Origin of the sequence: Streptomyces sp. NPDC006610 (assembly GCF_040611575.1) — a bacterium.
In the GTDB taxonomy this organism is placed as follows: Bacteria; Actinomycetota; Actinomycetes; order Streptomycetales; family Streptomycetaceae; genus Streptomyces.
This window is the reverse complement of the sequence record NZ_JBEXOP010000007.1, coordinates 1-22337: the sequence shown is the minus strand read 5'-3', so window position 1 is coordinate 22337 and position 22337 is coordinate 1. Positions and strand designations below refer to the sequence as shown.

Here is a 22337-nt window from a genome sequence, read left to right as displayed (position 1 = left end):
ACATGACGACTCGCACCTTGCCGGAGCCAACCTCCCCCGTCGCAGGCCGGCCCCGCTCCAAGCCGAGCCGAGGGAGGCGGACCGACGCCGCAATCGCCTCAGCGAGGTAGGGGGTGCGTCACCCTTGCGCGTCGACGAGGACCCCTGATCCGGCCGGGACCTGAGCGCGCGCGTTGACCGGTCTCAGGGGCGGTCCGCGGTGACCAGCCATGATGTGCTGAGCAGTCGGACCGTGCCGTCCGCGGCCTCGTGGCAGCGCAGGTGCCCGGTCAGGGTGTGGCGGGCGCGGTCCCGTGCGGTGCGGTCGGCCTGTTCCATCAGGTGACGGCCGGGGCCCGTCTCCAGCAGGAACCGCGCCGCGTCCTCGGCTCCGCTTCCCCACACCCCGTACGCCTGCGTCCGGGTGATGGCGACGCCGGTGAAGCCCGCCGCGGTCAGGACGCCGCGGACGTGGTCCGGGTCGGCCAGGGAGAACATACCGGGCTGCCCCGTCCTCCCGAAGTCGCCGACCGGCAGCAGGCCGCGCAGGGATGCCATCGCGGTCACCCACTCGTTGAGCGAGGCGTCGGTCGGGCAGATGAACGCCAGGCGCCCGCCCGGTCGCAGCGCGCGGCCGATGTTGCCGAAGGCCGCCACGGGGTCGCCGTAGAACATCACTCCGTAGCGGCTGATCGCCGCGTCGAACGTGCCGGCCTCGAAGGGGTGCGCCTGCGCGTCGCCCTCGGTGAAGGTGACGTTGGTGATGCCCTCCTGTTCGGCGCGCGCTCGTGCCCCGTCCAGCATGGGCCGGGACAGGTCGAGGCCCAGCGCGCTTCCTCGGGGTGCCCGGAGCGCGGCGAGGCGGGTCGTCTGCCCGGAGCCGCACCCCAGGTCGAGGGTCCGATGGGCGCCGGCGATTCCGGCGGCGTCGAGCAAGGGCTCGTTGAACCCCTGGTTCACGGCGTTCCAGCGGTCCTGATGGCGTGCCCAGTGAGCGCCTTCGGGGCCGTTCCATGCCTGTGCCTGCTCGGTGTTGACGATGGACACGGGCGCCTCCTGCTAGGGAGCGAAGTGGTATGGGCGTGCGCCCAAACTGTATGGGCGTGCGCCCAAACAGGCAATCGCCGGTACCCTCCCAGGAGTCCGTCCTTGGTGGGTGACGGTGTGGGAACGGGAGAGAAGGCCTATGTCACCGCGCGGAGTGGCGACGCCCGACGTCCGTGAGCGGCTGTTCGCGGCCGCCGAGCGGGTCGTGGAGAGGGACGGACCCGGGGCCCTCACCAGCCGGTCCGTCACCACGGAGGCGGGCTGCGCCAAGGGGCTGCTGCACGCGCACTTCGCAGGGCTCGACGAGTTCGTGGCCGAGCTCTGCCTCGACCGGTTCGCCCGGACAGCGGCCAAGGCGCGGGCGCTGACGGGCCTCGCCGGGCAGGGCGAGGTGGCGCGGAACCTCGACTCCGTCGTCATGGCGCTGTTCGACTCCGGCGGCCCCGCCCTCTCGGGCCTGGCCATGACCCGCCCCGCCGTCGCGTCGCGTGTCCGCGAGGCCATGGAAGGCGGGGCGCCGGGATTCACCGCCATCCAGGAAGCCGTCACCGGCTATCTGAAGGCCGAGCAGGAACTGGGCAGAGTGCCCGAGACGGTCGACCCGGCCACCACGGCTCTCGCGATCGTCGGCACCGCCCACCACCTTCTGATGACCGCCTGGCCCGGCACCCCCGACCCGCGCCCCGCCATGACACGCCTGGTCGCGTCGTTGGCGGGCGGCGGGTAGTCCGGTACGACATCGTGATCTGCTGCCGGAGGCGGCGGTACGTCACCTCGGCGGCGAGGGCTGGCGCCTCACGGTTCCACGGCCTCCAACCGAGTGCGGTTTACGGCTACCAGCTATGAGGGGATGAGCAGCCTTTGTTCGCCGCTTCGGCGGCGGATCTCACGATCGAGCGGATCCGTGCTCTTGCCGCGCGGCCGGACCAGGTCGAAAGCCCGACCTCGCAGTTGACGACGACCACAGCGACCCCGCCCCGGGGCAGCGGTCAGACGCGCAGGTCGAGCATGGCGGACATGGCAGCCACCACGGACGGAGCGACCCGGTAGTAGACCCAGGTGCCGCGCCGCTCCGAAGTCAGCAGGCCGGCCTCGCGCAGTTTCTTCAGATGGTGGGAGACGGTCGGCTGGGAGACGCCGACATCGGCGATGTCGCAGACACACGCCTCCCCGCCCGGATGCGAGGCGATCCTGGAGAACAACCTCAGCCGCACGGGATCCGACAGCGCCTTGAACATGGCCGCCATCCGCTCCGCATCCGCCGGGGACAGCTCTCCGGCCGTGATCGGCGGGCAGCACGGCACCGCGTCGCCGTCCTGCAGGACGGGCAACTCCACAGCCTTCGACTTCGACATGCCTCTATGTTGACAGCTGTCGATATGGCTGGCAAGCTCCGCGATATAGACAGACATCGAAACAAGGGGGTCGTCGTGACCGCCGCTTGTCGAGCCCTGACTTCACCGGCCCGGGCCCGCCGCACCGCACCCGCCACCTGGTCGGCGTCAGCTTCTGCGACAGCCGCGCCCGGGCCGGCGACCGTGCTGCCCGAGCGGCCGAACGCCGCCCGCGCAACCAGGTGACCGCCCTCGCCCACCCGCACTGACCCCCCTCGCCCTCAAGGAGACCGACACCATGAGCACCCAGCAGCTCCCCGTCGTCGTGATCGGAGCCGGCCCCACGGGACTGGCCGCCGCCGCCCACCTGACCGGACGCGGCATCGAGACCCTCGTCCTGGAAGCGGGCGACAGTGCGGGCGCGGCCGTCCGCGAGTGGAGTCACGTACGGCTGTTCTCCACCTGGGGCGAGGTCGTCGACCCGGCCGCCGAGAAGCTGCTGGCCCCCACCGGCTGGAGCCGGCCCGACCCGGCGACGTACCCCTCCGGCGGAGACTGGGCGGAGCAGTACCTTCAGCCGCTCGCCGCCGTCCTCGGCGAGCGGGTCCGCACCGGCGCCACCGTCACCGGTGTCTCCCGCGCGGGCCGGGACCGGATCGTGGACGCCGACCGCGAGAAGCAGCCGTTCGTCGTCCACATCGCCGATGGCGACGGCCGTGAGGAGCGCGTCTTCGCCCGCGCGGTCATCGATGCCTCCGGCACCTGGGCCACGCCGTCCCCGGCCGGCGGCAGCGGCCTGCCGGCCCTCGGTGAGAAGGCCGCCGGGGATCGGATCACCTACCGTGTCCCAGACCTGAAGGACCCGGCCGTGCGGGCTCGGTACGCGGGCAAGCGCACCGCCGTGATCGGCTCCGGCGCCTCTGCCTTCACCGCCCTCGCCTACTTGGCCGACCTCGCCAAGTCCGTCGACGGCACGGACACGAAGGGCGTGTGGATCCTGCGCAGGGGCATCTCCGGTGCCACCTTCGGCGGTGGCGAAGCCGACCAGCTCCCGGCACGCGGTGCCCTGGGCCTGGCGGCGAAGGCCGCCGTCGACGAGGGCCACGCGGACGCGGTCACCGGCTTCCGCACCGAGGCGATCGAGCAGGCGGACGACGGCCGCCTCAGCCTGGTCGGCGAGGACGGCCGCCGCCTGGATCCGGTCGACGAGGTGATCGTCCTGACCGGCTTCCGCCCCGACCTGTCCTTCCTCGACGAGCTGCGCCTGGGCCTCGACGAGCGCCTCCAGGCGCCGGTTGCGCTCGCTCCGCTGATCGACCCCAACCAGCACTCCTGCGGAACCGTCTACCCTCACGGCCACCGCGAGCTCTCCCACCCGGAAACCGGCGTCTACCTGGTCGGGATGAAGTCCTACGGTCGCGCCCCCACCTTTCTGGCGATGACCGGGTACGAGCAAGTCCGCTCCGTCGCCGCCGCGATCGCCGGTGACATCGAGTCCGCGGACCGCGTCGAACTCACCCTGCCCGAGACCGGAGTCTGCGGCGGCGCCGGCCTGTTCGACGCCCCCGAGGCCCAGCAAGCAGACGGCGGCTGCTGTGCGCCCACCTCGCAACTCGTCCGGCTCGGCGCGCCCGCCACGACGGGGGCAGCCGCCGACCAGGCCCCGGCGGGCGGCTGCTGCGGCTCGTGACCGACCTGAACGTCCGCGACGGCGAGGCAGCGACCGGAACAGGGGACCGGTCGCGGCCAGGCCGCCGCCCTGCCGCCCTCTGCGCCACACAGATCACCGGTTCGGGAATCGTCTCCTACGCGTCTCCCGTTCCCAACACCCTGATCACCGCCGCGACCGGGTGGCCGGCCCGGGCCACCCCCGCGACGTTCTCCCCAGCTCTCGTCGTCCCCGCCCTCGCCCGAATCCGCGTTCGCCGCATCCAGTCACGATGACGATGTCCGGCCAGCCCGGCGCCGTTGTCCTGCTGCGATGAGCAGTTCACCGAATTCGCGGGGCTGGGCGGCAGTCACCGCGGTGGCGTCGTAGGCCGGGCCGAGGCGGACCGCATCCAGGATCTGCGTCCAGGACGACGCGCCCGTCCCAGGACAGCGACGAACGAGTTCCGATGACGTAGTCCGTGGCCCTGACGGCAGTGCCGGGGCAGGCCACCGCGCCGGGCCCGTCCGCGACGTCCGGGCCGCCACCACCCGGCGAAGGGTGTTGTGTGGCGGCCCGGCGCGGTTGGGTGCAGCCTGGGCAACTCACGGGTAGAGGCAGAGGGGCACTGCCACCTTACCGGCGTTGCTGACGACACCCGTTGTCTCGTTGACGGCGAGCACATACATCGTTCGAGATTCGGACTTCCGGCAGCCTCGATCAGTCAGCCACCTCTCGCCGAAGATGATGGTCCCGCTGCCAATGGGCCTGTAGTTGGCTCCCCGGGCCGGCTCCCAACTGTAGAAGGAGAAGTTCGGGGGAGTCGCTACCAGCTGGTTGTCCGACTTCCAGTAAGCGGAGATGCCGTTGCTCGGGAGCTGCTCGGGATGGGCATACCCCGAAACTGCGTTCCTGTTGGCCTGCTGGTTCTGGGTGCGGCTCAGCGGGGGAACGCACACATGGTCCGAGGGCCGAGTTTCACGCCACACGAATCCTTGCTTGCAGGTGTCCGGACCGTAGGGCCCTCCGCCGGGCTGCACCCGCGAGGGGCCAAGAGCATTCTCGTTCCATGTCTTGGTGCGCCACTGCGGAGTTACGCAGACACGATCCCCTGGCACAGCCTCACGCCACACAAGGCCGAACACGCAGGTATACGGGCCGTATTGTGCGTGAGCGGACGGTGCCAAGGCGAGAGAGCCCGTGACGACAGCGGCAGTCGCCACCCCTCCGGAGAAGAGGCAACGAAGATTTCGTCGAGTCTTCGTACTGAAGGATTTTTTGCTCATGAGATCCTCCGGGCGCAGCGCACAGATCACCTCTCGTCGAAAGGGGTGAAGTGCTTTCCGTACCGTATGAGGGCTTTTACTTCGGGACGATCACAGTTCCCAGTACACCCCCATTCGGCCCAACGCGCATCCGGAAGTAATTACTACTTCAACTGCCAGGGGCGTTGCGAGTGCATGCTGCGCCGGGAGGACGACCGTACCGCCCGCCGGTACAAGGTAAATGGGTCGACAGCGCCCCTTGGCGCCCGGCACAGTTGCCGCTTGTGACGAGCAGTGAGCTGTGGAGCCGTGCGACCGCCGACCGCTATGACGCCGAGGAGACCGAGATGTCCTCGGCCGCCGTTCTCGGACCGACTCTCGCCTTCCTCGCCGAGCTGGCCGGAGATGGCCGGGCACTGGAGTTCGCCATCGGAACCGGACGAGTAGGCGTCCCGCTCCGGGAACGCGACGTGCCGGTGGTGGGCATCGAACTGTCCGAGCACATGGCAGCAGTGCTGCGGCGCAAGATCGACGAGGACGCACTCCCGGTGGTCATCGGGGACATGGCCACCACCGTCGTCCCCGGCGAGTTCACCCTGGTCTATCTCGTCTACAACACCATCACCAACCTGCTCACGCAGGATGAACAGGTCGAATGCTTCCGCAACGCCGCACGTCATCTGGAGCCCGGCGGCCGATTCGTCATCGAGCTGGGCGTGCCGCCGCTGCGTTTCCTGCCGCCCGGCCAGGTCGCGGTGCCGTTCGACGTCTCTGAGCAGCATCTCGGTTTCGACACCTTCGACCTGGTTGAACAGATACTCGTCTCGCACCACTTCACCCGCGACGGTGACGACGGCCGCTACCGTCGCGGCAACTCCCGACACCGGTATGCCTGGCCGGCGGAACTCGACCTGATGGCACGGATCGCGGGGCTTGAACTGGAACGTCGCGTCGCGGACTGGGGCGGGGCGCCGTTCACCCAGGACTCGGCGAAGCATATTTCCGTGTGGCGCAAGCCAACCTGATTCCCGCGGCTCACGGCAGGGCGGGGTCTACGGCCGCCCACGTCCTGCCCCGCCTGCCGGACCACGCCGTAGCCGTCCAACTCCCCTGTGCCCCACTCTGCCGGCCGGGTGGCGGCTGAGTCAGAGTGGGACGGCTACCGAGCCCAGCTCGCCGTGCGCCCCGGCGGGCGGGTGCTGCTGGGATCGAGGCAGGGCACTGAAATGACGACCTCAACCCCCCTTCAGGCGGGCGAAGGCGGGCGAGCGTCCCGACGACTTCGACCACGTCGGCACCGATCGCACAACCCGTGCCCGGGATTCGAGGTCATGGCCCCACGTCCTGCCTCAGCGGTCCCGACTGCCCGGAGCCCGCGCACGGACCGGATCCCGCGAACGGCCTGCCCCGGCCCCCGTACCGGTACGGCGACCGGGACGAGGAACGGGCGTCCTCCCGGACCGGGGGCGTCATCCGGAACCGAGTTTCCAGGACTCGACCGGCGGCTCACCGACCCGGTCGGCGACGCCGATCTCGAGCAGCGCAGTCGTCTCCTCGACGCCGAGGAAGACAGAGCTCGACACGTCGAAGACCAGGGCACGGTCGTACGTGCTGGAGTGCGGGAGGGACAGGCCGGTGCCCGTGCGCCCGATCCGGTCCTGGGCCTCGCCCTCGACGACGATGCCGGGGATCCGGCGCGCGGCCCGGTAGAGCGCCTCGCTGAGGCCGGGGACCAGGGCCGCCGGTTCGAGCAGGGTGGATATGTACCCGAGGGCCGCCTCCTCGGGTGACCGCCCCTGCCCTTCCGTTTTCCTGTAAGCGTGTTTCAGCAGCTTCTGCGGGTCGGCGGGCAGCTCCTGGAGTTCCCGGTAGTCCATACTGCCGGAAATGGCCATGCGCTCCGTCGTGGGCGCATTGGGGTCAAGACGGTCCGTGTCCGCGGGCTCCGGCCCTGTCAGGGCCCGGCCGTCCCGCCCGCCGTCCACGGCATGCCAGTCCTCGCGCTGGACGATCTCCGCGTCCGCGTCGGAAGGGGTGTAGTCCCTCGACATCACTCGGCGTTTGTACAGGAACTGATCCTCGCCCATCGTGATCGCCGGGGGATCGCCGACCGACGTGACGGACCGGCCCGGCGTCTGCACGGCCTCACGCCCGTCCCGCAGCCCGTCGACGACGACCGTCCCCGTGGCCACGGTGGCCGCCAGGGCCAGCGGCGCCGCCCAGACGGCGAGCCGCCGACCGAGGAAAGGCCGGAGCTTCACCTTCCGCTTCTTCCTGCCGATCTCCCGCATCAGGTGCTGCCTGAGGACCCGGTGCCGTTCCGGGCCGAGCACCGGGTCGCCCGGGGCCGGCAGCAGCTCGGCCATCTCCTCGGGCTCGAGCCGGTGGTGTCGCTCCGGGGTCATCTATTCCTCTCCTCCGTGCACTGGTTCACTCGGCTGTGCCGCTCCCGTGTCCCGTCACCGGACACGGGGCGCCGAGCCGCTGCTGGTCCCGGTCCGCGCTCCGTGTCCGTGAGCTCGCGCAGTCTCCTCCTGGCGCGCGACAGTCGCACTCGCACCGTGCCGGCGGTCACCCCGAGCGCCTCGGCCACCTCGGCGGTGTCGAGACCCTCCCAGACGCACAGCGTGAACACCTCCCGCTCGGCGCGCCGCATCCCGCTCAGCGCCCGCTGCGCGGCGACCAGCTCCTCCCGGTCGGCCAGCCGTTGCGTCACCTCGTCGGCGAAGTCCGGGACCGGGGGAGCGGGAGGGAGCCGGGCGAGCGCGCCCTGGTGCCGACGCGCCGTCCGCGCCATGTTGCGCATGACGTTCGTCCCGATTCCGAGCAACCAGGGGCGCAGGCTGTCCCCCTCCGGCCGCACCCGTTCACGCAGCCGCCAGGCCTCGAGGAAGGTCAGCGACACCACGTCCTCGGCCGTGGACCAGTTGCCCGTGACCCGAACGGCGTGCCGGTGGACCGTCGATGCGTAGGTGTCGAAAAGTCGCCCGAATGCCTCGGGGTCCCCGTCTCGGACACGGACGCGCAGTGAATGCTCCACGCTTGTAACTGTCCGCATCACGGGCAGCGCATCAGTGACGTACGTCATACGAACGGATGCCGAGGGCGCGGAGGCACAACGGGTGGCCACGCGGCGCTTCGCGAACGCCCGGCCGAGGCTCCGGCCGCAGGTCCGATGCAGCCGCAGGAGCCCGATGCGCCGGCACGCAGGCCGGCCAAGCCGCTCACCGGCTCGTTCCGGCCGACCAGCCGGACGATGACAGGGCTGGGGTCGCGGTCCTGGAAGGGCGGGATACGAAGGGCGTACCCGTCCGGACGGTCCTGTGAAGGTCACCGAGTGGGCCCGCGTCGCGGCGCGGCGAGCCGAAAAGGTACGCCCGTGCCCGGCGTCGTCCGCGTCGCGTCATGTGACCCGAGCAACAGTAACCGCGCCCCGCCTGCGGACAGTTGGGAGTGTGACACGCACACCCATGGCCCCCCGTCCGAAACGGGCATCGACGCCGGACCGGCCGGACCGTCTGCCCGAGGAGGGCCCACCTCGTGAGCACGGGCACGCAGCGTCCCGTGCCGGCGGCCGGCCGGAGCCTCCGTTCCGACGGGACATCCAGGGGCTGCGCGGGCTGGCCGTCGTCCTCGTCGTGCTCGCGCACGCCGGAGTCCCCCGGCTGGCCGGCGGCTACGTCGGAGTCGACGTCTTTTTCGTCATCTCCGGTTTCCTCATCACGTCCGGCCTGCTGCGGGAGGCCGGGCGGTGCGGATCGCTGTCCCTGCGGCGCTTCTACGGCAGACGCGCGGTGCGCATCCTCCCGTTGGCGACCCTGGTCTGTCTGACCACCCTCGTGGGCTGCCGGCTCTTCGCCTCGAAGGTCCGTTACGAGGAGTTCCTGCATGATGCGCTGACCAGCGCCTTGTACGGCATGAATCTGAACCTGGCGGTCTCCGAAGCCGATTACCTCCAGGAGGGCGGCACGCCGTCGCCGTTCCAGCATTTCTGGTCGTTGTCCGTGGAGGAGCAGTTCTACCTGCTGTGGCCCGCGCTCCTGCTGGTGAGCTGGAAGGTGCTGCGGCGCCCGTGGCTGAGGGTCCTGCCGCTGGGCGTGCTGTGCCTTGTCTCGTACGTCCTGAGCGTGCGGGCGACCGCGGTCTCGCCGTCCTGGGCGTACTTCGGCCCCCACACCCGGCTGTGGGAACTGGGGGCCGGAAGCCTGCTGGCCTTCTGCGCCGGGACGCCGGTGCGTGTACCGCGTTGCGTGTCCGCGGCGTTGGCGTGGCTCGGGCTGTCCGCGATCGTCGCCTCGGCCGTCCTGTACGACGCCGACACGCCCTTCCCCGGCCACTTCGCACTTCTGCCCGTACTCGGGACGGTCCTGGTGATCGCCGACGGGTGCCGGCCGTCTCCGTCCGGCGTTTCACGGCTGCTCGCGCTCCGTTCCGCCGCCTGGGTGGGGGACCTCTCGTACGGCTGGTACCTGTGGCACTGGCCGCTGCTGATGCTCGGTCCCTTGGCTCTGCACCGGGCGGCCACTCCTGTGCTGTCCCTCCAGCTGAGCGCGGCCGCCCTGCTGCTGGCCTGGGCGACCCTGCACCTGGTGGAGAACCCGGTCCGCTTCCGTGCGTCGCTGCATCGCAGGCCCACGGCGGCAGTGACCCTCGGCCTCGGTCTGTCCGCGAGCGTCGTGTGCGTCTGCCTCGTCGCGGCGTCCTTCCCGCCGGCGATCGGCTCCTCGGTCCACTCCCCGAAGCTGAGCGAGACCCTGGCGACGGCGCAGGACCCCCACGCCCGGCTCGCCGACCTCATCGCCACGTCCGGCACCGCACTGCCGGCCAATCTGTCCCCGTCGCTGCCGGACGTCAAGGAGCAGCGATCGGCCGTCTACCGCGACGGCTGTCACCTCGGCTACGGTGCCACACGCTCGCCCGCGTGCGTCTACGGGGACCGGTCTTCGAAGAAGGTCGTCGTCCTCTTCGGCGACTCCCATGCGGCGCAGTGGTTTCCCGCGCTCGACCGGTGGAGTCGGGAGCACGGGTGGAAGCTGGTGTCGCTGACGAAGGCGTCCTGCAAGACCGCCGACGTCACGCTTCGCTCCAAAGGCAGGGCGTACGAGGCGTGCGACACCTGGAGGAGGGGAGCGCTGCAGCGGATCACAGAGCTGCGGCCGATGCTGGTCGTGGCCTCCTCGTCCGAAGAGGCCACGCCGGTGAACCGGATGGAGGAGCCGCCGCGGGAATGGACAGCGGGGTACGAACGCGTCTACCGGCGGCTGACCCGTGACGCCGGCCGCGTGGTCGTGCTGCTCGACAATCCGTGGCCGAGGGGCGATGCCGTCGAGTGCGCGGCGCGGCATCCGCTGCGGCTGGAGAACTGCGAGGCGGACCAGCGAGATGTGATCAGGTCCCCCACTCTCCGGGAGGCCGGCGAGAGGGCGGCCCTCCGCACCGGCGCCGCGGTCATCGACCCGAAGCCGTGGCTGTGTCCGCAGGCAGGCCGATGCCCCGTGGTCGTCGGCGACACCTTCGTCTACCGTGACGGAAGCCATGTGGCGGAGTCCTACGCGCAGGCGCTGACCCCGGTACTGCGGCAGGAGATCCGGGAACTGGGGATCGCCGGCGTCCCGCACCCCGCCGATCGACCCCGCCGCAACGCCGATGGCGCAGTCCTGGGTGACCCCACCGGGCCCGTCACACCAGCCGGACTCGGTCACGCAGGAGGACGAAGCCTGCCCGGCCGAACATCTGGCGTTTGAGCGTCTTGATCCGGTTGACGTGGCCTTCGGCGACGCCGGAGTTCCAGGCCAGGGTGGGGCCGGCGATGACGGCGTCGCGGTCCCGGTCGATGCCGACGGCGAGGGTGTGGAGGCTGGGCGAGTCGTCCTGCCGGACGGCGTCGAGGCGGTCCGGCAGGCGCTCGCCCCGGCGCTCGGCCGGCATGGTCGGGAAGGAGCGGGCATGCCCCGGGTGAGGGCGGCCAGTTCGGGGCAGTGGGCCCGGACGTTCTCGGGCGGAAGCTGCTCGGACTCGGTGAGGGTTTCCGGATGGCGGAGGTTCCGTCCGCAGATGGCATTTCCGGCACGACCTGAGCGAGGCCGCCGAGCGGACCGTTGCCCGGTCATGCCGTTGCCTGTGGGTCCTGACGCCGGCAGCCCCTGCCCTTCCGGCCTCCTCCGTTGCTCCTCGGCCGCTTGCCGTCGGCGCCCTCGACCGAGTGGTCGCCGACCGTCGGTCACGGCATGTCTGATGCCTTCACCGTCCTGTGGACCCATGTCATGTGCCGTCGCGCCGTGCAGCACCACAGTGGTGGCCCCGGACGGTGGACCCACTGAGCACACCGCCGAGCCGTTCACCGTCATGGTCGTGCATGAGAACGAAGAGCACGCCTCCCCATTCGACCACCGCGCGCCGACGACGCCCGGAGGTCCGGCGGCGCGCGGAACGGCGGTTCGTGCCCTGCTCCGGTGGATGCGCTTTCCCCGAAGCCGCCGGGACCGCCCGGATCAACCCTGGTTGCGCACGACGCGCCATCGGTTGTCGGCCGTGCCGTCGTCGGAGTCCTGGACCGCGAACGCGCCCACGGCGGTGGAGTCGCCCGCGATGGCGAGCAGCTTGCCGCTGTGGACGTTACGGATCTTGTAGGTGCCGTCGGCCTGGTCGAGGAGGGTCCAGCGGTGGTCGGCGGTGCCGTTGTCCGTCCACTGCAGGACGGTCGCGTCGTCGGCGGTGGACATGTCCCGGACGCCGAGAACCTTGCCGCTGTGCGCGTTGCGGAAGCGGAAGTCGCCGCCGTCGGCGATCATCTCCCAGTTGTGGTCGGCGGTGCCGGAGTCGGTCCACTGCAGGGCCCGGCCGCCGTCGGCGGTGGACATGTCCTGGATGCCCAGCACGAGCCCGCTGGCCGCGTTGACCAGGCGGACGGTGGGCACCGTGCCGATGGTCCAGTAGACCGTGTAGTTGTGGCCATGGGCGTCATGGAACGGACCGAGGTTCACGGTGGATCCGGACGCCGTGGCGGTGAAGGCCAGTGTGGTGGAGCCGGTACGCCTGATCGAGGACGTGTCCAGGGCCGGCGGTGAAGCGAGCGTGGCGTTGCCGTAGTTCCCTGAGAGGACCACCGGGCCGTAGGTGATCGCGGCGATGTTCGGGTCGTCGTTGGCCGGGCGCATGACGATCCGCATGGGCAGACGGACGGTGACCGTGTCGCCGGATGCCCAGGTGCGGTTGAGGACGGCGTAACTGCCGGGTGTGGTCGCGATGTTCTGCACGACGCCGTTGACGCTGACGGTGGCGCCGGTGGTCCAGCCGGGAATGCGGATGCGCATCGTCCAGCTGCCGGCGGCGTTGCCGGTGACGCGGAGGGTGGTCGTGTCGCCCGCCGGGTACGACGTGGTCTGCGTGACGGTGATGCCTCGCTCGGTCCACGTGAGCACCGAGGGGACGAACAGGTTCACCGTGAGCGCTGTGCCGGCGTGGAAGTAGATGGAGTCCATCAGCCGGGTGTGCATCTCCAGGCCGGTGCCCTGGCAGCACCAGAAGGTGGTGTAGTCGGTGCTCCAGGTGCCGCCGCCCCAGGCCGGCCCGACCCCGCGCCGGCCGCCGGGGTTGAGCGGGGTGAAGTAGGTGACGTGGCCGTGCGGGTCGGCCGGATTCTGCTGGCCGGTCATCTGGTTGAGCCACGCCTGCTCGTAGTAGTCGAAGAGAGCGGCTCGGTTGGGCTCGAGGGCGAACAACTCCCGCGTGAGGACGAGCATGTTGAAGGTGTTGCAGCTTTCGCAGGTGTCCTGGCGCAGATGGGAGGCGATGGCGTGGGGGGCACGGAAGTGCTCCGCCTGGCTGTTGCCGCCGATGGCGTAGGTGTGGGCGCCGATGCAGATGTTCCAGGCGTTGGCGGCGATGTCGCGGTAGCGGGCGGCGCCGGTGGCCTTGTACGCGCGGGCGGCTCCGATCCACTTCGGCACCTGCGTGTTGGCGTGCAGGCCGTTGAGCCGGTCCTGCCCCGCGGCCAGGGGGTCGAGGACCGCTGCGTGCTCGAAGCGGCGGGCGACGCCGAGCCAGCGGGCGTCGCCGGTCTGCTGGTAGAGGTCGGTCAGCACGGCGCTCATGCCGCCGAACTCCGTGCCCAGCATCGCCTGCATCTGGGCCGAGGTCAGGCGGCCGGTCCGGGCGTCCACCCATGCGGCCAGGGCCAGCAGCACGTCGCGGGCCTGGATGTTGCCGAGGAGGCGCCAGACGTCCAGCAGCCCGGTGAGCGTCTTGTGGATCGTGTAGTACGGGACGTTGCCGTTGGAGAGCGTGCGTGCTTCCAGGGCGGTGAAGTCCGACTCGGGGTAGCCGGAGAGATATCCGGGGGCGAATCCGGCGACGCCGTTGTTCGCCTGGCACTTGGCCAGTTCGGCGACCATGTACGTCGCCTTGTCCCGGCAGACGGTGTCTCCGGTGGCGGCGTACGACTGGGCCCAGGCGGTGAGGAAGTGGCCTTGGACGTGGCTGCGGAAGGGGAAGTTCGGAGCCTCCCAGCCGCCGGTCGCGGCGGCGCCGGCCGTCGACAGGCGGTGGTTGTGGCGGAAGTTGTATAACAGCCGGTCCACGTCGACGAACCGCAGATAGGCGGTGGTGCGATTGTGGTTGTCGAGCCAGCGGCTCGCGGTCAGGCGGACCTGGCCGAGGGCGAACGGATGCGCGAGGGCGCCGATGTCTGCCCGGACGGGCGGGATCACCGCGGCCTGGGCCGGGCTGCCGCCGACGACGTCGCCGGCGACGGAGGCGACGGCCGTGGCTCCGGCGATCTGCAGAAGGCGGCGCCTGGTGGGGGAGAGGGGCATGGTGCGTCCTTTCCGTTCAGGTGGAACGGCCCGTGGGCCGACGATCGCTCCGCTGAATCCGCCACGACCCCGCGACCGGCCCGGACAGCGGGCAGCCGGGACACCGAGGCCGGCGTGCACCGCGAACAGCCCTCGGTGTTGCCGTCTACCCGCTTGTTCGGTATACCGAACATTGTTCGCAGTGTCGTCGGAACCATAGTGAGCCGGTACCGCGGCGTCAACGCCCCGGACGGATTCCCGTGGTTCTTCGACGACAGAGGGGCAGCGTCGCCTCACGCGCGTTGACTGCCGTACGTACCGACGCGTCTCGGCACGCTTGTACGGCCCGGGCGGCATGCCCCATCGCGTGCGAAGCGACGAGGTTCATGCCTCGGCGGCCGCAGCACCGGCCCGGCCGGGGGAGCGCCGTTCCCCAACGCGCTCACGTCGGTGGCGTGTGCTCCTCCCGCGCCTTCCGCGAGCACCTGCGCCAGCGTGGCATCCGAGCAGTGACCCCCGTCCTGGCTGCCCCGGCGGAGCCACCGGCTCGGCCGGGGCAGCCGAGGCGGCAGGCCACCGGCCTTCGACCGCGAGACCTGCAAGCAGGGCAACACCGTCGAGCGGTGTAGCAACTGCCTGAAGCGGTGAGGCATAGCCACCCGCTACGAGAAGACCGCCACCATCCACCTGCCCGGACCCCGCATGGCGGGCATCTTCCACGGTGCCGACGAGGGCTTCGGCGGTAACACGCACCCTTGTCGTGCAGCCACGACCGCACACCCCGCGATACGGCTCCTCCAGCCGTTTGCGGCAGCAGTCCTTCCAGTCCGGCCGCCGTCCACTGCAGCCACTCCCGCGCCACGGCCGGGTCGGTCGTGGACGGGCACGGCGTCAGCGGCGCCTCCTTCAGCCCGCGGTCGGGCGAGCGAAGCCTCTACTGCCATGCGCCGCCGCTGGTGGAAGTGCCCGGTCGGATCCGCCGCGCCCGCGTGGAGCAGGTCGAAGACCACGCCTGGTCAGGCAGTCTGATCGGGAGTACGCAGGGAGTCGAGCCAGTCGAGGAGGCGGGCGCCCTGGCGGGCCATGAGTTCCGGGTCGCGTAGGGCGTTGGCCAGGAGCGACATGCCCTGGTAGGCGGAGACGAGGGTGACGGCGAGGTCGTCCGGGTCGGGGAGGCCCATGGCGCGGAACTGCTGCCCGGTCCACTCCAGCAGACGCCGGATCACGGTGCCGGCCTCCGCGTCGAGGGTTCCGTCGGCGCGTTTGTCGAGTTCGACGGCGAGGGTGCCGGTGGGGCAGCCGTAGCGGGCGGCGACCTCGCGCTGGTCGACCCATGCCTCGATCAGGGCCTTGAGGCGGTCACGCGGACCGGGCAATCGGTCCAGGCGGCCGGTGAGTTCGTCCAGGTGCGCGCGATGCTCGGAGAGCGCGGCCAGGACCAGCTCGTCCTTGGTCTTGAAGTAGTAGTAGACGTTGCCGACGGGAACATCGGCCGCGCGCGCGATGTCGGCGAGAGTGGTGCGCTCCACGCCCTGCTCATGCAGGACCCGGGCCGCCTCGGTCGTGAGTCGTCGGCGCTTGTCGGCCGCCCGCGCCCGGGGCTTCACTGAGTCAGTCACCCAACTAACCATAGCCAACCCCCGGCCCGGCCGTGCTACGGTCGCAGTAAGTCAGCTAACTAACTTAGGTGTGAGGCATGCCAATGATCGTAGTGACAGGCGCGACCGGCAACATCGGGCGGACCTTGGTACCCCTGCTGACCGAGGCGGGCGGGGACGTCGTAGCCGTTTCACGACGCCCGCAGCTCGAAGACCTCCCGGCCGGAATCCGGCACGCCCGGGCCGACGTCGGGAACAGTGCGAGCATGCGGCCCGTCCTCGACGGAGCCGACGCCTTCTTCCTCCTGCTGGGCGGCGAACTCAACGGCCACGGCGAAGACCCGAACGACCTGATCGACACCGCCCTGAACGCCGGGGTCAAGCGGATCGTCCTGCTCTCCTCCCAGATCAACGCCACCCGCCCCACGGCCCCCTCCCACACCCGCCTGCGTGCGTTCGAGGCCGCCGTGCGCGCGTCCGGAGCGGAGTTCACGATCCTGCGCCCGGGCGCCTTCGCCTCCAACGCCTTCGCCTGGGCCGAGTCGGTGCGCACCCGGCGCACCGTCTTCGCCCCGTTCGGCGATGTGGCCCTGCCCGTGATCGACCCGGCCGACATCGCCGCGGTCGCGGCAGCCGCCCTGCTCGAAGAAGGGCACGCAGGCCGTGCCTACGAGCTGACCGGACCCAAGACCGTCAGCCCGCGTCAGCAGGCCGCAGCGATCTCCCGGGCGCTGGGCGAGGACGTTGCCCTCGTAGAGCTGACCCGTGAGCAGGCCCGCGCCCGCATGGCGCACTTCATGCCCGAGGACGTCATCGAGGGCACCCTGGACATCCTGGGCGCCCCGCTGCCGGTCGAGCAGACGACCAGCCCCGATGTGGAGAGCATCCTGCGCCGGCCGGCCAGGCCCTTCGACGAGTGGGTCGCGCGCAACCTCCAGGCATTCCGATAGAAGCCACCCCGGGCGCACGGAAGGCGGCGCGCGCCCGGGGCACTCCTTCGGCGCCCTGATCCACCGAAGCCGTTCCTTCAACCGAGTTCGCACCGGAAGAGGCCAAAGGGTGCGCCGCGCCTCTCAGCCGGTGCGGAGGCGTTCGCCCACGAGTTCCTCGGAGGTCTGCCACACGTGTTGGGCCTCCTCGGTACTCGTCAGCCGACCGTCGTGCAGGAGTACGTCACCGAGAAGCTTGGGGAGCCGGGCGGTGCGCTGGTCATCGACGCGGCTTCCTGAAGAAGGGCACGGTCTCGGCCGACGTCCAGCGGCAGCACTCGGGGACCGCCGGCCGGACGGCACCCTTGACCTCAACCTTGGTTGAGGCGCAACACTCGGCGCATGGAGATCACAAAGGGGAGCACCATTCTCTTCCGCAATACCATGCGCATCACGGACGGTCACCTCGACGGTTTCCGGCGCGCCATCGCGCAGGCGGTGGCATTTGCTCAAGAGCACGGCCCTCAGCTCATGGTCGAGGTCTTCATCGACGAGGAGCGGATGCTGGCGCACAGCTTCCAGCTCTACCGCGACTCCGATGCCATCCGCGCCCACTGGCGGCTCTCGGATCCGTACATCCGCGAGGTGATGGAGCACTGCACCGTGGAGCACTTCGAGATATTCGGTGCACCGGACCATGACATCGTGGCGGCTCTCAAGACCCCCGATGGCGAGTCCTTCCCCTTCGTCGTCTTGCCGCGCCTCGTCGGCTTCAACCGTCTTGGGACGCCCTGCTCGGGTGAATCATGCTCTTAGCGTGTTTCAGGACTTTCTGACTGGGTCTGTTGTCGCCTGATGGTGTGGCTGCGGAGCAGAATCTGCCGCTCCGCGCTTGTTGATCTGGTGATGCGACCGGGTCAGTGAACGCAAGCCGCACCCGAGCGACTTATCGGACGAGCGGTGGTCGTTGATCGAGCCGGTGATCACCGTGTGGAAGGACCGGCACCGCTCGGTCAGCGGCCACCAGGGCGCCTACGACCTGAGGGAGATCGTGAACGCGATCCACTGCCAAGGGCGGACCGGCTGACAGTGTGCCTGTCTCCCGCACGATCTGCAGGAAGAACGCCGAGGCTCTGCAGACGTCACCCGGGAGGAACGGTCGGCCGGAACACGCGGCGACGCCGCTTCTCCGAGGGCGGGCACCACCCGGCCTGCGCCTGGTCGCCGACAAGGCCGCAGAAACCCATCTCACGCGGGCGTTCACCATTCTCCACGCGCTGGACCGAGATGAGTTTGTCGAGGGGGACCTGCTGGTCCACCACCCCGCCGAAGTCGATCTTTCCGCTTTCCCCGTCCAGTGCGTCATCGCCATGAATACCGCTCAGGCCGTGCCAGACCGCAGCGGGCGTCAGCGGCACTCCCGGCGCGGTGTCCTGAAGGTGCGAAATGGCCGTGAGGTACAGGTTCACCGAGTCGAAGGCGAGAGCCGCATGGCCGTCCAGTGAGGTGTCAGGGGCACTCCTGCACTCCTTGGGAAACAGCTCCTTCATCGTCGTGTACAGGTCGCTGTTCCCCTCGCAGTCGGTGGAACCGAGGGTGAAGTCCAGGAACTCGTAGGGCACTCGGGCCAGCCCGCGCCGCCGAGCGGGATCCGCACCGAGCCGGGCGACATCGTCGCCCCCGAGGAAGGCGGGCGGGGTGCGCCCGCAGCGGGTGTTGGTGGATTCCACCACGGTGATGAAATCCTCGGTCCGTCCGGTGAAGAAGACCAGGCCGTCGTACCCGCAGGCCCGTTTGCCGATCTCGCCGGGCGTGGCTCCCTCGGGCACAGGCCCGGAGGCGGACTCCGGGACGTAACCCTGCTCTGTCACGTGGAAATCGGCTCGGCCGAAGGATTCGGCCGCGTCCTCGCGAAGATTGGTGCTGTACTCGTCGGTCGGATCGAGCGAGTACACGATGCGTACACTGCGTTCCCCGATCCTCTCCTGGTCGGCCATGCGGGCCGCGTACGCGGCCGCAACGGCAGCCTCGCGCCGGTTCTGCGGAGATACCTGGAGATACAGCGCTGAGTGGCTTGGCAGGCTGTCCGCGGAGAGCGTCGTGGCGATCATCGGCAAGCCCACCCGAGTGAGCTCGCGGATGGTGCCGATCGTCGCCCTGCGGCTCTGGTCGAGACCGGTGACGCCGACAATCGTGGAGTCCTGCGCCATCAGCTCCTCGATCTTGCGGGCCACATCGGCCCCGAAACGCATCCCCGAGCCGGCGCTGGCCGGGAAGATCCGCACAACGGGCGCATTGCCACGGGAGATGTCGAGCTGCCGGCGTTGCGCACTGGCCGCGCCCTGCAGCTGCTCCCGCGCATACGCCAAAGCACTGTCCGAGTCACCGCTCGGTGCGCTGAGCAGAGCGGACAGATGAACCAAGGTGATGACCGGCCGGCCGGGCACATCCTCATGGATACGGTCGGCCTCGTCGTTCTGCTCCGCGATGACCTGGAGAGTCTCCCGGACACGCCCGTCCTGGGAGCCGAAGGCGAACCCGTTCGGGGCGATGCCGACGCATTCGCCTGTCGTCTCTTCACGCCATACGGTCTCGGCGTCCGGATCGCTGTCACTCAGCCCGCAGTGCTGCTTCTTCCACGCCTCCTCATCGGCGCGGTGGTCCAGGACACGTTCGACGACCACCAGGGCTGCCGCACACGCGAGCACCAGGGCGGCTGTGCGTCGCAGCGCGCGCCTGGTCCAGCGCGGGGGCCTGGGAACCTGCCACCGGGCAGCGCGGGCGGTGCGATCGGCCTGCAGCTGATGGGCCGCATCACCTTCGACGATCGGGGCCGGAATGCGTACGGGCAGGTACCAGAACTCCGGCTGTCGGTCCCGTCCCCCTGCGATCAGCCGCTCGCACCAGGCGTCGTAGGGAGACGGATCGTCACAGACTTCACGGACCCGGACGGGTTCCCCGGCTTCTTCCGGGCGGCTCACGATGAGCAGCAGGGGGTCGAACGCGCCGGTGTCATTGCGTACCGTGGCCAGAAGACGGACGAAGTCACGGCCGCCGTTGCTGTGAGCGGCACCCTGCAGCCAGGCCGTGCAGTAGGCCGTGCGGCGATGTCCCCCTGCACGCAGACGGCGCGACCAGCCCTGCCGTCGATGGGCCGCCCGCAGATCCTCGAGGAATGCGTTGATCATCAACTTGCTGATCTGTTCGGGGTCTTCGCGTCCCCAGCGCGGCTGCGTCAGTCGCAGCGCGAACCCGACGAACGTCCCGGGGTCTGCGGGCGCCATATAGGGCTGCTTGAGCAGCCATCGGTACTCCTGACCGATGAACCGCCAGAGCCGAAACCAGATCAGCGGGACGAGGACCAGCACGAACAGTTGAGCCCACCAGCGGACCTGGCCGGTCAGCGCTGCCTCGGTGCTCGGGCTGCTCATCAGCCTGAAGAGCCGCCTGCGTGCCAGCTCCCGATCCCGCAGCCGCCGGATCACCACATGGCCCTGCTGGCCGTCCGGTTCCTGCATGGAATCAGTCGTCTGAAGCAGCCAGTTCACCATGCCGAGCCGCCGGAAGCGCACCCGCTGATCCTTGCCGTAACGGTCGGACGAGAACTCCTGGCCCAGGAGCACGAGGGTGCGGCGGCACAGCTCGGCCTTCTGCCATGCAGGTTCAAGGTAGGTCGCCGAACCGACGGCGCCGCGTTCCTCGACGACCTCCGTCCACAGCGCCTCCACGTCGATGCGCTGATACGGCACGGACCGGGGCCTGGCACCGTGCGCCGCATGACCGAACTGCGCGCCGAGCTCGGCAGCGTGGGCACCGAGCAGCTCCAGGACCGGAATGCCGTCCCGGCCCGGCACCTCCTCGGGTAACTCCTCCTTGGCCGGCCGCTGCACCAGCCTCTGTACAAGCTCGAACAGCCTGTGATCGAAAACAGGCGCCACAGTTCCCCCGTTTCCCGGCCTGCTGCTCTCCACGCCCGGAACGGGCACTGTAGGGGATCATTGTTCTCCTGCATAGGGTCAAATCCGCCACTTTCGGGTGAAGTTCGCGAACGTGGCCGGAGGTGAGCTGCTGATTCCGACGATCGTGTTGCTGTTCGGAGAGGACATCAACACCGCGGGCAGCCTCTCGCTGCTCATCTCGCTGCCCACCATGCTCGTCGCCCCCGCCCGCTACAGCCGCGACGGACCGACGAACCCTGGATGAGAAAGTACAGCGGGTCGCCCGTCGTATGCGGCACGCGTTCAGCGGGTGCGGCCTTGTCGCGGGGTCTTCCGCGTGGGCATGCACGAACATGACGTCCGATTCCTGCCAGCACCCACACGTGCGTCGATCCAGCATGGGCACATGACCAGGTACACCGTGCTTCCCGTTGACGCAGCCGCCCTCGAGCAACTGCGGGTCGCCGATGACGCGGGCCGTCCCTGCGCCCCGTACACCGCGACCCACGACGACGTGGGCTCGCCGCTGCGCTGCTGCCTGAGCCCCATCGCGCTCGGCGAGCGGATTGCCCTCGTCTCCTATGCCCCGTTGCGTCGCTGGGCCGCCGCGAAGGGCGCAGATCCGGGCGCGTACGACGAACAGGGTCCCGTCTTCATCCACGCCGATGACTGCGGCGGGTTCACCCCCGGCGAGACCTACCCCTTCGCGCGGCCGGGCGCCCTGCGTACCGTGCGTCGCTATGACGCCCAGGGCCATATTGCCGGTGGCCGTCTTCTGGAGATTCCGGCCGACGCCACGACCGGCTTCGACGCAGCCTTCGACGACGCGTTCAGCGACCCGGCCGTGGTGCTCGTGCATGTCAGGGCACTGGAATACGGATGCTTCCACTTCGAGGTGCGACGGCCCCCCACCGGGGGCCGGTAGCCGCCGCGCCACCCGAATGATCGTCTCAGGGGACCGGCCGCCCGCAGGGGACGAGGGAGCACGAAGTGCGGTTGTGACGCCGGACTTGGACTCCCTCACCACCGCGCTGTAACTGACCGCCCATGACCACTGCCCCAATGGAATCGATCATCCAGGCGGACGCCCCTCGCCGCCGCGGCGTGAGCGGCTCGGCCAATCCTTCCGGTCACGCCTCGGGCGAGTTGGGGCGCGACCTCGGACGGACTGTGCCGTGAACGTGGCCAGATCGGCTTGTTGCGACTCGTCGGTTACCCGCTCGCACCCGCCGGGCAGTCGCTCGGAGTGGCGCGGTGCCGGCACGCCGTTCGCATACGTGCGAAACGGTGCGGTCAAGGCCGTCCACGCGCCGGCATCTGGGAAGCAGCCCACATCGGCGTCGGAGCAGAAGCGGATCAGCTCGCCCGGCTGAAGCCGGTCGATGTCGTCGTCGACACTCAGGCCCATCTCCCACCCGACCACGGGGTCGTCACTGATGAGCAAGCGGGTAGCGGCGCACGCAACGCAGTCGAAACGCTCTCCGAAGTGTTCGTACGGCCCCGCCCGACGTCGCGACCTCCGGAGCAACGGCATCGGCGTGGTCCCGCCGTACGTACGGTGGGGACCACGCCGATGTCTTCTGCGCCCGGGGCGGCGGCATTCACGCCGCCGTCACACGGGGTGAGAGGCGGACTGTCCGGGAATCACTCGACCGCTATGGCAGGGTCCATTTCTGGTTGGGGCCGTTGTGGCAGGTCCACAGGTGGACGGGGGTGCCGTCGTTCCAGGTGGCTCCGGATGCGTCGAGGCACTTGCCGGAGTGGGTGCTGCGGATGCTGCCGTCGGGCTGGGGTGTCCACTTCTGGT

General features: G+C 69.9%; 18 protein-coding genes and 4 pseudogenes. 11 read left to right on the top strand and 11 right to left on the bottom strand.

Going from position 1 to position 22337, the window contains the following annotated elements; genetic code table 11:
* Positions 1 to 183 precede the first annotated feature (183 nt).
* Positions 184 to 1026, bottom strand: coding sequence for a methyltransferase domain-containing protein (locus ABZY13_RS07745; RefSeq protein ID WP_356627983.1), 843 nt, complete (start codon positions 1024 to 1026; stop codon positions 184 to 186).
* 139 nt (positions 1027 to 1165) lie between these two features.
* Here ABZY13_RS07745 and ABZY13_RS07740 point away from each other — a divergent pair, with 139 nt between their 5' ends.
* Positions 1166 to 1753: a TetR/AcrR family transcriptional regulator gene (locus ABZY13_RS07740; RefSeq protein WP_356627982.1), complete on the top strand. Its 588-nt coding sequence runs from the start codon at positions 1166 to 1168 to the stop codon at positions 1751 to 1753.
* Positions 1754 to 2015: 262 nt separating this feature from the next.
* On the opposite strand, the gene ABZY13_RS07735 is transcribed toward ABZY13_RS07740, so the two are convergent.
* Positions 2016 to 2381 (bottom strand): metalloregulator ArsR/SmtB family transcription factor, encoded by a 366-nt coding sequence (locus ABZY13_RS07735; RefSeq protein ID WP_356627981.1) that lies wholly within the window; start codon positions 2379 to 2381, stop codon positions 2016 to 2018.
* An 86-nt stretch (positions 2382 to 2467) separates the two neighbouring features.
* Here ABZY13_RS07735 and ABZY13_RS07730 point away from each other — a divergent pair, with 86 nt between their 5' ends.
* Positions 2468 to 2629 carry a hypothetical protein gene (locus tag ABZY13_RS07730; RefSeq protein ID WP_356627980.1) on the top strand — a complete coding sequence of 54 codons (162 nt, stop codon included), beginning with the start codon at positions 2468 to 2470 and terminating at the stop codon, positions 2627 to 2629.
* A 29-nt stretch (positions 2630 to 2658) separates the two neighbouring features.
* The gene (locus tag ABZY13_RS07725) at positions 2659 to 4050 is read left to right on the top strand and encodes an NAD(P)-binding domain-containing protein (protein WP_356627979.1); all 1392 of its coding nucleotides are present in this window, start codon (positions 2659 to 2661) and stop codon (positions 4048 to 4050) included.
* 246 nt (positions 4051 to 4296) lie between these two features.
* On the opposite strand, the pseudogene ABZY13_RS07720 reads toward ABZY13_RS07725, so the two are convergent.
* Positions 4297 to 4448 (bottom strand): annotated as a pseudogene (locus ABZY13_RS07720) (transposase); the annotation flags it as partial.
* A gap of 1109 nt (positions 4449 to 5557) precedes the next feature.
* Here ABZY13_RS07720 and ABZY13_RS07715 point away from each other — a divergent pair.
* Positions 5558 to 6298, top strand: coding sequence for a class I SAM-dependent methyltransferase (locus tag ABZY13_RS07715; RefSeq protein ID WP_356627978.1), 741 nt, complete (start codon positions 5558 to 5560; stop codon positions 6296 to 6298).
* A 444-nt stretch (positions 6299 to 6742) separates the two neighbouring features.
* Here the strand turns inward: ABZY13_RS07715 and ABZY13_RS07710 are convergent, their stop codons facing one another.
* A complete protein-coding gene (locus tag ABZY13_RS07710; RefSeq protein WP_356627977.1) occupies positions 6743 to 7678 on the bottom strand; it encodes a CU044_5270 family protein in 936 nt (311 codons plus the stop codon).
* Entirely contained in the window at positions 7675 to 8313 is a 639-nt protein-coding gene (locus ABZY13_RS07705) for an RNA polymerase sigma factor (protein ID WP_356627976.1), read from the bottom strand. The genes ABZY13_RS07710 and ABZY13_RS07705 overlap by 4 nt, the downstream gene beginning before the upstream one ends.
* A 430-nt stretch (positions 8314 to 8743) precedes the next feature.
* On the opposite strand from ABZY13_RS07705, the pseudogene ABZY13_RS07700 reads away from it, so the two are divergent.
* Positions 8744 to 10792, top strand: a pseudogene (locus ABZY13_RS07700) (acyltransferase family protein); the annotation flags it as partial.
* Between the two features lie 160 nt (positions 10793 to 10952).
* Here the strand turns inward: ABZY13_RS07700 and ABZY13_RS07695 are convergent.
* The gene (locus ABZY13_RS07695) at positions 10953 to 11201 is read right to left on the bottom strand and encodes a hypothetical protein (protein WP_356628162.1); all 249 of its coding nucleotides are present in this window, start codon (positions 11199 to 11201) and stop codon (positions 10953 to 10955) included.
* A gap of 563 nt (positions 11202 to 11764) precedes the next feature.
* Complete coding sequence (locus ABZY13_RS07690) at positions 11765 to 14086, bottom strand: beta-L-arabinofuranosidase domain-containing protein (protein ID WP_356627975.1); 2322 nt, start codon at positions 14084 to 14086, stop codon at positions 11765 to 11767.
* A 440-nt stretch (positions 14087 to 14526) separates the two neighbouring features.
* On the opposite strand from ABZY13_RS07690, the pseudogene ABZY13_RS07685 reads away from it, so the two are divergent.
* Positions 14527 to 14710 (top strand): annotated as a pseudogene (locus ABZY13_RS07685) (IS5/IS1182 family transposase); the annotation flags it as partial.
* Positions 14711 to 15081: 371 nt separating this feature from the next.
* Here ABZY13_RS07685 and ABZY13_RS07680 read toward each other — a convergent pair.
* A complete protein-coding gene (locus ABZY13_RS07680) occupies positions 15082 to 15684 on the bottom strand; it encodes a TetR/AcrR family transcriptional regulator (protein WP_356627974.1) in 603 nt (200 codons plus the stop codon).
* Between the two features lie 83 nt (positions 15685 to 15767).
* On the opposite strand from ABZY13_RS07680, the gene ABZY13_RS07675 reads away from it, so the two are divergent.
* The 3 genes and pseudogenes from ABZY13_RS07675 to ABZY13_RS07665 all read left to right on the top strand — a co-directional run.
* The gene (locus ABZY13_RS07675) at positions 15768 to 16613 is read left to right on the top strand and encodes an NAD(P)H-binding protein (protein ID WP_356627973.1); all 846 of its coding nucleotides are present in this window, start codon (positions 15768 to 15770) and stop codon (positions 16611 to 16613) included.
* Between the two features lie 381 nt (positions 16614 to 16994).
* Positions 16995 to 17408 carry a hypothetical protein gene (locus ABZY13_RS07670; RefSeq protein WP_356627972.1) on the top strand — a complete coding sequence of 138 codons (414 nt, stop codon included), beginning with the start codon at positions 16995 to 16997 and terminating at the stop codon, positions 17406 to 17408.
* 100 nt (positions 17409 to 17508) lie between these two features.
* A pseudogene (locus ABZY13_RS07665) lies at positions 17509 to 17676 on the top strand (transposase); the annotation flags it as partial.
* Positions 17677 to 17734: 58 nt separating this feature from the next.
* Here the strand turns inward: ABZY13_RS07665 and ABZY13_RS07660 are convergent.
* The gene (locus ABZY13_RS07660) at positions 17735 to 20530 is read right to left on the bottom strand and encodes a hypothetical protein (RefSeq protein WP_356627971.1); all 2796 of its coding nucleotides are present in this window, start codon (positions 20528 to 20530) and stop codon (positions 17735 to 17737) included.
* A 112-nt stretch (positions 20531 to 20642) separates the two neighbouring features.
* Here ABZY13_RS07660 and ABZY13_RS07655 point away from each other — a divergent pair, with 112 nt between their 5' ends.
* Positions 20643 to 20795, top strand: coding sequence for a hypothetical protein (locus ABZY13_RS07655; protein WP_356627970.1), 153 nt, complete (start codon positions 20643 to 20645; stop codon positions 20793 to 20795).
* A 141-nt stretch (positions 20796 to 20936) separates the two neighbouring features.
* A complete protein-coding gene (locus ABZY13_RS07650; protein ID WP_356627969.1) occupies positions 20937 to 21455 on the top strand; it encodes a DUF1203 domain-containing protein in 519 nt (172 codons plus the stop codon).
* Positions 21456 to 21602: 147 nt separating this feature from the next.
* Here ABZY13_RS07650 and ABZY13_RS07645 read toward each other — a convergent pair whose 3' ends face one another.
* Positions 21603 to 22064 (bottom strand): DUF4241 domain-containing protein, encoded by a 462-nt coding sequence (locus tag ABZY13_RS07645; protein WP_356627968.1) that lies wholly within the window; start codon positions 22062 to 22064, stop codon positions 21603 to 21605.
* A 121-nt stretch (positions 22065 to 22185) separates the two neighbouring features.
* The coding region (locus ABZY13_RS07640) for an RICIN domain-containing protein (protein WP_356628132.1) at positions 22186 to 22337 on the bottom strand (152 nt) is incomplete at its 5' end.